We start from the raw sequence: 10402 nt of genomic DNA, 5'->3' as shown, positions 1-10402 counted from the left end.
TTCAGGGTTCAGGGTTCAGGGTTCAGGGTTCAGGGTTCAGGGTTCAGGGTTCAGGGTTCAGGGTTCAGGGTTCAGGGTTCAGGGTTCAGGAGGAAGATGGAAGAGCTAAAAGCGAAAAATGAACAGGGAGGATTATGGAAGAATATAGGGTAAAAGGAAAGATTGTGGAGATCAGGGGGAAGGGGGCCTGCTCCTATGGGCATCAGGTAGGTGAGGTCTTCGAGTTGACGGAAATGGGTTCTTCCATTTGCCAATGGGCCTTGACCAGCATCTTCCCTTTTTTTACGGTCTTGAAATTCGGCGGTAAATTCCCCTGGTCTGAAGATCCGGACCGCCTGCAGATAGCCTGTCCCGATCCCAATAATGTTGTCGTTTTTGAACTCTGGAGAGAGAAAAAAAACATTTTTTAAAGCCCTCCGTGGGCACGAGGATTTTTTATGAAAATAATAGCCGTTTCCATAAGCGATCAAAAAGGGGTCCCGAAAAAAAATATTCCCGAGGGAACCTTAGTAGAAGAATTCGGTTTGGCCGGCGATGCCCATGGAGGCCCCTGGCATCGCCAACTCAGCCTCCTGGCCCTGGAAAGCATCAAAAAAATGCAGGATCTGGGGCTGAAGGTCCACCCCGGTTCCTTTGCCGAAAACATAACCACCGAAGGGATCATCCTGCCCGAACTGCCTATCGGCACACGCCTGCGTTTAGGTTCGGAAGCCCTGGTGGAAGTCACCCAAATCGGCAAGGTCTGTCATGACCGCTGCGCCATCTATCGTCTGGCCGGGGATTGTGTTATGCCCAAAGAGGGGATCTTTGTCCGCATTATCAAGGGAGGTCCGGTTAGAGCAGGAGATCAGATCGAAATTCTAACCAAAGATATTTGAAATCAAATGCCATGGCTCAGGTCAAGAAACTTTCGGGCAAGGACTGTTTGTACTTCAAACGGGGGCATTGCATCCGGCCGCAGATCTTCCCTCCTCCCGAAGACCAGCTTTGCATGCTGATCGTCGAAAGAAAACGCATGGGTCATAAAACGTTGGACCGGTTGAAACGATTGGAAAGGTTCGGTTTGACCATCCATGACCGAGAAGGCTTGATCGCCCAACGTTATATCGTCAATAAAAACCTCAAAGAAATGGCCAAAATATCCTGTAAGAATTTTATCGATTCCGGTCTTAATTATCCTCCTTGTATCCATCAGGTCAAGAGCCAATGTCTGCTGAAGATGGAAGCCTGCCTGGGACGCTGCCCGGAGTACCGATTGAGAAGGAAAGAAGCCCCATGACCCTCCCCGGTTCCTTTAAGAACCCCGTCCCGACAGTAGATATCATTATCGAAATGGATGATGGCAGGATCGTCCTCATCCGGAGGAAAAATTTCCCCTTCGGCTGGGCCATCCCGGGGGGTTTTGTGGATTACGGGGAATCCATGGAAGAAGCGGCCGTCCGGGAGGCCCGGGAAGAGACCTCTTTGGAAGTTACCCTGGTTCGGCAGTTCCACACTTATTCCCGTCCGGAGCGGGACCCTCGTCGTCATACCATCAGCACTGTTTTTATTGCCCGGGCCATAGGCCTCCCCCGGGCCGCCGACGATGCCCAGGAGATAGGGCTATTCGATTCCCGCACCCTGCCCTCCCCTCTGGCCTTCGATCACAGTCAGATCCTTGCGGATTATTTTAAACAAAAAGAAATGGAAATATCCTTGGAAATAACGCCTGAAGAGATGGAAGAGAGGGTCCGGGAGGTTTCAGGACTGCTGAAAAACCGAATTCCTCCCGAGACGAATATCGCTATCGTCCTGGGGACGGGTCTGGGAGGGCTGGCCGACCGTATCCGGAACCCATCTTCCCTTTCCTATCAAGACCTCCCCTCATTTCCTCATTCAACCGTTGAATCCCACTCCGGGAAACTGATCTGGGGAGAATTGGCCGGGAAAAAAGTGGTGGTCCTACAGGGACGTTTCCACTTGTATGAAGGATACTCGCCCAAGGCAATCGGTTTTCCTGTTCGGGTCCTGGCTGCCCTGGGGATCAAGGTCCTGATCATTTCCAACGCCGCCGGAGGACTGGATCCCCATTTTCAGGCCGGCGATGTGATGCTGATAACCGATCAGATCAATTTCACCGGGGAGAATCCCCTTATCGGCCCCCATCTGGAAAGCTGGGGACCCCGTTTCCCGGACATGTCCCGGGTCTATGACCGGGAACTCCAGACCCTGGCCGGAGAGTCGGCCCGTTTCCACCAGATCCCTCTGCGCCGCGGGGTTTACGTCTGCCTTAAAGGACCTTCTCTGGAGACCCCGGCCGAAACCCGGTTTTTGATCTCCATGGGGGCCCAGGCCGTCGGCATGTCGACCATCATGGAAGTCATCGTGGCTGTTCAATCCGGGATGCGGATCCTGGGCTTTTCAGTGATTTCCAATGTCAATCGTCCGGACAGCATGGAGCCGGCTTCCATAGAATCGATTATTCAAACCGCTCAAACAGCCGAGCCCAAATTAGTGGCCCTGGTGGAAGGGGTGCTTTCGAGGCTCCCCTGAAAGGAAACGATTAAAAAAATGTCTCATGATCCGGTAGATCTCTTGATTAAAAATGCCCATATCGTCACCATGAATCCGGCCATGGAAGTCCATCAGCCCGGGGCACTGGCCATTCGGGGAGATACGATTGTCGCTGTGGGGGCGGAAAAAGACCTCCTGGGTCTGGAAGCCCGGGCCCGGGAGGTCTTGGACGTTCAAAGAGGGGCCGTGCTGCCCGGCTTAATCAATACCCATACCCATGCCGCCATGACCCTCTTTCGCGGTCTGGCCGATGATCTGCCCCTGGAAGATTGGCTGCACCATCATATCTTTCCGGCCGAACGGAAGATTAACGCCCAGTGGGTCTATTGGGGGACCCTGCTGGCCTGTGCCGAAATGATCCTTTCCGGCACCACCACCTTTTGCGACATGTACCTTTTTGAAGCTGAAGTAGCCAGAGCGGCCCGGGAAGCCGGGATGCGGGCCCTGGTGGGAGAAGTCCTTTATGATTTTCCCTCCCCTAATTACGGACCCATAGAAAAAGGATTTGACTATACCCTTCAGTTGATCCGGGATTTTAAAGAAGATCCCCTGATCTCCGTGGCGGTCGAACCCCATACCCCCTTTACCTGTTCCCCGGATCTTTTAAGAAAGGCCGGGGCCGTCAGTGCAGAACAGGGCGTTCCCCTGATCATCCATCTGTCGGAAACTTTCCCGGAGAAGGAACAGATACAAAAACAATATCAGACTTCACCGGTCGGTCTTCTCGATGGTCTGGGATTGCTGAGCAGCAACCTGATTGCAGTCCATTGCGTGGCCCTGTCGGAAGAGGACATGAATGCCCTGGGAAAGGCCGGGGTCAAGGTGGCCCATTGTCCGGAAAGCAATATGAAGCTGGCCTCGGGAGTGGCCCCTGTGGTCCCCATGATGTCCCGTGGGATCACGGTCGGCCTGGGGACTGACGGCTGTGCCAGCAACAATAATTTGGACCTCTTTCAGGAAATGAGTGCCGCCGCCAAACTGCACAAAGTCCACCTCCTGGATCCCACGGTCATGGATGCCCGGACGGTCCTGCGCATGGCCACCATCGAAGGGGCCAAGGTCCTGCAGATGGACCGGGTGATCGGCTCTTTGGAACCAGGAAAGAAAGCCGACCTGATCATCCTGGATCTGAAACAACCCCACCTGACCCCGCTCTACAACCTGTATTCGCAGTTGGTCTATGCCGCCAAAGGCTCGGATGTCACCCAGGTTTTTATCAACGGGAAGCAGGTCCTGAAAGATCGTCAATTGACGACCTTGAGCTTAAGGACCATCTTTGAAAAGGCCCATAGTTTTGCCAGTTCTTTGCAGACCGGATCTTAAAAGAAAGTCTTGAATCTTTTACTTTGTATCTTGCAACTTGCAACTTGAATCTTGCATCTTGAATAGGCCATCATGACTCCGAACTCCGAACTCCGAACTCCGAACTCCCCCCTGGATTACCTCTTCCAGGGCGGCCTGATCCTGTCCCTTTCGCCAAATTTCCCTGAAACCTTTACCGGCTCCATCGGTATTCAGGGAGACCGGATCGTCTTTATCCAACCCGAAAATTCTCCAAACCCTCTGCCACCGGCAGAAAGGATCATCGATGCCCGGGGCTTCCTGATCCTGCCCGGCCTGGTCAATACCCATACCCATGGGGCCATGACCCTTTTCAGGGGTCTGGCCGATGATCTTCCCTTACAAACCTGGTGGGAACAATTCATCTTCCCGGTCGAGAGCCGTTTTATCAATCCCGATTCGGTGTATTGGGGGACCCTTCTGGCCTGTGCCGAGATGATCCAGTCCGGTACCACCACTTTTGCCGACGGCTACTTTCACATGGATGAAGCCGTCAAGGCCGCCGATCAATCAGGCATGCGGGCCGTCATCTGCCAGGGGGTCCTGGATTTCCCCATACCGGGTGTCCCGGACCCGGCCCAAAATAGAAAGGTGGCCGCCCGCTTTGTGGAAACCTGGAAAGGCTTCTCGCCGCGGATCCGGACCGGGATCTTCTGCCACTCTCCCTATACCTGTTCTTCGGAGACCTTGCAGAGCGTTAAGCGTCTATGCCGGAAAGAGCAGGTGCCCTTCTTTATCCATGCAGCAGAAACCCGGGAAGAGATAGCCTTAATTCAATCCCGTTATGGGAAGACCTCGATCCGATATCTGCATGACCTCGACATACTGGATGAACAGACCATTGCCGTTCATGCCATTCATCTGGATTCAGATGAAATCAAACTCCTGGCCCAGACCCGGACCGCAGTGGCCCATTGTCCGGAGAGCAATATGAAACTGGCCTCCGGTATAGCCCCGGTAGTCGAGATGCTGGAAAAGGGTGTACGGGTGGGACTGGGGACCGACGGTTGTGCCAGCAACAATGATCTCGATCTGTTCAAAGAGATGGACACCACCGCCAAGCTGGAAAAGGTCCGTTATCTGGACCCTACGGTCATGAATGACCGAACGGTCTTCCGGATGGCCACCCTGGAAGGGGCCGGGGTTCTGGGTCTCGAAAACCAGATCGGATCTTTAGAGGTCGGTAAACAGGCCGATCTGGTCCTGCTGGATCTTTCCAAACCCCATCTGGTCCCCTGTTATGATCCCTTTTCGATCATCGTCTACTCCGCCCAGGGGTCTGATGTACATTCGGTTATGATCGCAGGGCGCATGGTTATGGAAGACCGGAAAATACTGACCTTTGACCTGGATGAGGTCTTAGATCAGGTAAACCGGATAAGTCAGCGGATTATCGCCGGAGGTTATGCAAAATGAATTATTTTCATTTTTGGCAGAAATGGATCCTGGTGGTCGGTATTTATCTGGTCGTTTTTGGTCTTTTTTTAACCTTTTTCAGCCAGTCCAGCCTGATGAATGTCCTTTTTAATAATCAGATCGATCCCCATTTTTGGACCGATTCAAAATTACCTGAAAACACCTTTAGATTTCAAGGCTGGATCTATGGGGTCCTGGGGGCCGTGATGGCCGGATGGGGAACATTGATCGCTTTTTGGGCTTATTACCCATTTAAAACCGGTGAAAAATGGGCCTGGAATGGCTTGGCCTTCGGTACGGGAATCTGGTACTGCACGGATACAACAATCTCGGCCCTATACGGGGTGACCTTTAATATCGTTTTTAACACCATTATGCTCGTTTTATTAGCGGCCCCCCTGGTGTTTTCCAGAAAATACTTTTCTAAAATACAAACAGGTCAAGGCCGCCCATCATATTCATGATACTGCCGGTCATATAAGCCGCGCCTTCCGATACCAGGTAGGCCACGGCCTCGGCAATCTCCTGAGGATCGGCGGCCCTGCGAAAGACAGTTTTTTTCTCAACCGCCTGGCGGACCGCTTCAGGGAGCAAATCATACCCATCTGTAGCGCATATCCCAATGAGAACGCAGTTGGCGGTTATATTAAACCTGGCGCCCTCGAGCGCTGCCGACTTGGCCAGGGCGATCAGGCCCGCCTTGGCCGCCCCGTAACTCGTCTGCCCGGCACCTCCCAGGACACCGGCAACAGAGGACATATTGACGATTCGGCCCCATTTATTGGCGCACATATCCGCCCAGGCCTCCTTGATACAATAAAATGCGGAATTGAGACAGAGCTTCACTTCGTAATCCCATTCCTCGGCGGTAGTCTTGGCAATACTGATATTATGGCCCATGAGGGCCGCATTGTTGACCAGGATGCTGACAGGGCCCAAGGCCCCTTTTATGGCTGCAAAACCTTTCTGGACCTCCGCATAATTACTCGCATCCATCTGAACGGCCATGGATTTCCGGCCCAGGGCCTTGATTTCTTCTGACAAGGCTGCTGCCCCTTCCATGTGGTGCAAGCCGGTCACTGCGACATTCGCCCCCATCTTTGCCAGCGTCAGGGCGGTGTGTCTGCCAATGCCTTTTGGCATTGAAGCCCCTGTTACCAATGCAAGTTTTCCTTCTAAACCCATATTGCCCCCTTCGTTTTCCGGCTATCGGTCGTTCGGTCGTCTTGTTAATTCTCCATAGAGAACAAATAAATTCTATATAAAACAAAATAATTAACCCCTGTCAAGAAAATAATCCTTGCCCCTGTCTTTCCCCTATTTTATACTCTATACTTTTTTAAAGGTGATTCGGAGATCAAAAAGGGCTGATCGGATTTACGGTGTGGGACAGGCTTAAGACCCAAGATATAGGATGTTTTATTTCACGAAGCTGGGAGATAGCCTGGCCCATGACCCTCATCATGGTGTTCGAGTTCCTCATCGGCCTTACCGATGTTTTTGTAGCCGGCCGATTGGGGGAAAACATCCAGGCGGCTTATGGTTTTGTCATTCAATTCTATTTTATTTTCATCATTGCGGCCAATGCCCTGACGGTCGGCACGGTCTCGGTCGTTTCCCGTCTCTTCACCGCCGGGGACCAGGAACAACTGACCACCGCGGTCTTTTCATCCCTTTTAGCCACGGCCGGAGCCGGAACCCTTTTCGCCCTGGTGGGAATCTTCTTCGCCCCGGATGGGATCAGGCTGCTCAATATCCCGGAGCAGGTCAAGCCTTTTACCATCCCTTTGATTCAAATCTACTCCGGGGGGCTCCTCTTCCAATATATAGTCATTAACGGCAACGGTATTCTGAGATCCTGCAACAGGATCAAGATCTCTCTCCGGACCATGACCATCGTCTGCGGCGTCAATATCCTGCTCAATTTTTTTTTCGTCTTCTATACCTCTCTGGGTTTCAAAGGGATAGCCCTGGCCACAGCCACGGCCTCCTTGGTAGGCAGCCTTATCAATCTATCCCAGGTAAGAAGGCTTATGACCGGAGTCCGCTCGTTTTCAACGGCCCTGGTCAAAAAGGTGACCATCATCGGTTGGCCTATGGCAGCGGTCCAGATTCTCTGGCAGGCCGGCAGCATGGTCCTTTTCCTGATCATCAGCGAACTGCCGGAAAACAGGGTGGAAACCCTGGCTGCCCTGACAACCGGTCTGCGCATCGAATCGGCCATTTACCTGCCGGCCTTCGCTTTCAACATGGCCAATGCCGTGATCATCGGAAATCTGTTAGGGGAAAAGAAACAGGAAGAAGCTTATAAAAGTGGATTGGTGACGGCCCTGATCGGGGTCTCGGTAGTCACCTTCATGGCCCTTCTGGTGGTGATCAACGCCTGGTGGATTACCTCGTTTCTCTCCACCAACCCGATCGTGGTCCGGGAGAGCATCCGCTATATCTATATCGCCATGATCAGCGAGCCCTTTATGGCCTGGGGCATTATCCTCGGCGGGGGCTTAAGCGGGGCCGGTGACACCCGAAGCGTCATGGTCCGGGTGTCCATGACCATCTGGTTTATCCGGTTGCCCCTGGCTTATCTTTTTGTCGTGGTCCTCGGCTATGGGGCCGCATCGGTCTGGTGGTGCATGAACATCTCCCAGTTCGTTCAATGCTATCTCCTTTACCGGAGGTATGCGAGGAAAGGTTGGCTGGCCGCCTCGGGGCCGGGAATGGTTTAGTACAAAAATACGGATATTGATGAGTTCGTAAAAAGGCAGGAGGACTCCAACTCCGTCATTCCCGTGAAAACGGGAATCCAGTGTTTTTAAGAAGTTAGAATTCCAAGGTTTTTCATACTTGTAACTTGCATCTTGAAACTTGAAACTTTATTTTCGAACTAAAGAGGTTCTTTCAAAAGTCTTAATTATGCAAAAATTAACACCCAATAGGTCAGCCGTCCCGGCTGACTATCTAATGGTTTCAATCTATTGTCAGGCAGGATGCCTGACCTATTTTTACCGAACTTAGACATTTGCAAGGGGCACTAAAGAAAGGAAAATAGTTTGTCAACCAATGAAGAATTGAACGCCTTTATAAACCCCAAGTCGGTGGCCGTTATTGGCGCTACGGAGCGGCCCGGATCATGGGGCTCTTTTATTATGGAGGGCCTTCTCTCCAGACCATTCCCGGGCCCCATCTACCCCGTCAACCATCAGGGAGGCCGGATTTACGGATTGCCCGCCTTCAAGGATGTCCTGGCTATCCCCGGGGAACCCGAACTGGCCATCTTTACCATCCCGGAACAATCGGTGGAACAAACCATCCGGGAATGCGGGCAGAAAGGCGTCAAAGGTATCACCCTCATCACGGCCGGATTCGGCGAAGCCACCGAGACCGGCAGGCAAAGGGAAGTGGAGTTGGTGCGCCTGGCCCGGTCCTACGGTATGCGCCTCCTGGGTCCGAATGTGAGCGGCACATTCAATCTCCATGCGGAATTCAACGGCTCCGCTGCACCGGAACGGCATCTTGTCAAGAACCGTATCGCAGCCGTCTGCCAGGGCGGTTATGCCCTGTATGATCTATTGGCTCACGGCTACGCCCGGCATATGGGGGTAGGCCTCTTTGTTCACACCGGGAACGAGGCCGATCTGACGACTACGGATTTTCTGGAACATATCGGGGCAGACCCTGAGGTCCAAGCCGTCATCATGTACCTCGAGGCGATTAAAGAGGGACGACGTTTTGTGGAAGTGACACGGAAAATAGCAAAAACTAAACCGGTCATCGTCTACAAAGCCGGGAGAACCCCGAATGCCGCCCGGGCTGCTCAGAGCCACACCGGTGCCTTGGCCGGCGCCCATCGTGTTTATGAGGGGGTCCTGGCCCAGACCAATGTGATCTCGTCCCCTACCATGGAACTCCTGCTCTCATTAGGACAGGCCATGGTGGAACGACCGCCCATGAATGGGAACCGCGTGGCCATCATGACCATGGGCGGGTCCTGGGGTGTGGCCTTGTCCGATGCCCTGGAGGCCGAAGGACTTTATGTGCCGGAATTGAGTGCCGGGCTGCAATCCAGACTGAGGGAACTGGGGATGCCCATCCGGGCCTCGGTGAGAAACCCGGTCGATATCGGGGCCTCCGGACTCTTTTTTGATAAAGATATCCTGACGGCCTTCGGTCAGGCGATCCTGACTTCCGGTGAAGTCGATGCCTTGATCCTCCATGGACTGGGGCGACCGGGTATGCTGAACGACCGTGCACCGGAACGGCTTCGGATCTTTTTGGAAATCAACAAAGAAATCATAAGCCTCTATACGGCTATGGAAAAGACGTTCAATATCCCCATCCTGATCGGCAGTATTTATTCCCCGTGGGAAAGTCAGGTCATTCATGACCTGAATGAAGAAGGCATCCACATCTATGACCGGCTGGATGAAATCGCCCAAATCCTTTCAAGGATGTATCGTTACCGGCGCCGGATCGTTGGCTGATTTACAAAGTGGTTTATAAGAAACTGCGTCGGCAAGAAGAACGAGGTGATAAATGGTCCCAATAGGTTTCCGATCCTATGTCTTTTTCATTCCTTCCAGCCGTGTTCGCCGATCAGGCTGACGAACCGGACGCCACCCAGATCTTCTTCCTCAAACCCTGTTTCCCTTTTGGTGATTTTCTTTAATGTCTGGGAGTAGCGGTCCCCAACCGGGATGATCATGCGACCATTCAGGGCCAATTGTTCCAGAAGCGGCGAAGGAATTTCCGGCGAGGCGGCCGTAACCATGATGGCATCAAAGGGACTTTCTGCCGGCCAGCCCTGGGTGCCGTCATAGACCTTGAGGATAACATTAAAATAGTTCAACTGATCGAGTATCTTACGGGCCTTTTGATACAGGGAGCGGATTCTTTCAATGGAATAGACCTTTTGGGAAAGTTCAGCCAGAATGGCGGTTTGATAACCCGAACCGGTCCCTATCTCCAGGACCTTTTCCTGTCCCTTAAGCTCCAGGAACTGGGTCATGAGGGCTACGATATAAGGCTGAGAAATGGTCTGCCGGTCGCCGATAGGTACCGGGTAATCATTATAGGCCTCGCCCCAAAGGGCTTC

The 10402-nt window shown here is 52.8% G+C and carries 11 protein-coding genes; 9 read left to right on the top strand and 2 right to left on the bottom strand.

The window, feature by feature from the left end; all coding sequences use genetic code 11:
• Positions 1-134 precede the first annotated feature (134 nt).
• The 7 genes from HY879_22070 to HY879_22040 all read left to right on the top strand — a co-directional run bounded on the left by HY879_22070 (position 135) and on the right by HY879_22040 (position 5774).
• Positions 135-410, top strand: coding sequence for a TIGR04076 family protein (locus HY879_22070; GenBank protein ID MBI5606029.1), 276 nt, complete (start codon positions 135-137; stop codon positions 408-410).
• A gap of 27 nt (positions 411-437) precedes the next feature.
• Positions 438-878 (top strand): MOSC domain-containing protein, encoded by a 441-nt coding sequence (locus HY879_22065; GenBank protein ID MBI5606028.1) that lies wholly within the window; start codon positions 438-440, stop codon positions 876-878.
• Positions 879-889: 11 nt separating this feature from the next.
• Positions 890-1279 (top strand): hypothetical protein, encoded by a 390-nt coding sequence (locus HY879_22060; GenBank protein ID MBI5606027.1) that lies wholly within the window; start codon positions 890-892, stop codon positions 1277-1279.
• Entirely contained in the window at positions 1276-2532 is a 1257-nt protein-coding gene (locus tag HY879_22055) for a purine-nucleoside phosphorylase (GenBank protein ID MBI5606026.1), read from the top strand. The genes HY879_22060 and HY879_22055 overlap by 4 nt, the downstream gene beginning before the upstream one ends.
• Before the next feature lie 18 nt (positions 2533-2550).
• Positions 2551-3876 carry an amidohydrolase gene (locus HY879_22050; protein MBI5606025.1) on the top strand — a complete coding sequence of 442 codons (1326 nt, stop codon included), beginning with the start codon at positions 2551-2553 and terminating at the stop codon, positions 3874-3876.
• 72 nt (positions 3877-3948) lie between these two features.
• Complete coding sequence (locus HY879_22045; protein MBI5606024.1) at positions 3949-5310, top strand: amidohydrolase; 1362 nt, start codon at positions 3949-3951, stop codon at positions 5308-5310.
• Entirely contained in the window at positions 5307-5774 is a 468-nt protein-coding gene (locus HY879_22040; protein ID MBI5606023.1) for a hypothetical protein, read from the top strand. Before HY879_22045 ends, HY879_22040 begins: the two co-directional genes overlap by 4 nt.
• Here the strand turns inward: HY879_22040 and HY879_22035 are convergent.
• Positions 5734-6453, bottom strand: coding sequence for an SDR family oxidoreductase (locus HY879_22035; protein MBI5606022.1), 720 nt, complete (start codon positions 6451-6453; stop codon positions 5734-5736). The genes HY879_22040 and HY879_22035 overlap by 41 nt on opposite strands.
• A 239-nt stretch (positions 6454-6692) precedes the next feature.
• Between HY879_22035 and HY879_22030 the strand changes: the two genes are divergently transcribed.
• Both HY879_22030 and HY879_22025 read left to right on the top strand, forming a co-directional pair.
• Positions 6693-8036, top strand: a complete 1344-nt coding sequence (locus tag HY879_22030) for an MATE family efflux transporter (protein ID MBI5606021.1) — start codon at positions 6693-6695, stop codon at positions 8034-8036.
• A 324-nt stretch (positions 8037-8360) separates the two neighbouring features.
• A complete protein-coding gene (locus tag HY879_22025) occupies positions 8361-9791 on the top strand; it encodes a CoA-binding protein (GenBank protein MBI5606020.1) in 1431 nt (476 codons plus the stop codon).
• 86 nt (positions 9792-9877) lie between these two features.
• Here the strand turns inward: HY879_22025 and HY879_22020 are convergent.
• On the bottom strand, positions 9878-10402 hold a 525-nt coding region (locus tag HY879_22020), incomplete at its 5' end, for a protein-L-isoaspartate(D-aspartate) O-methyltransferase (protein ID MBI5606019.1).

It is taken from the genome of Deltaproteobacteria bacterium (genome assembly GCA_016219225.1).
In the GTDB taxonomy this organism is placed as follows: Bacteria; Desulfobacterota; RBG-13-43-22; order RBG-13-43-22; family RBG-13-43-22; genus RBG-13-43-22.
The sequence above is the reverse complement of the archived record's forward strand: the minus strand, read 5'-3'. Positions and strand labels throughout refer to the sequence as shown.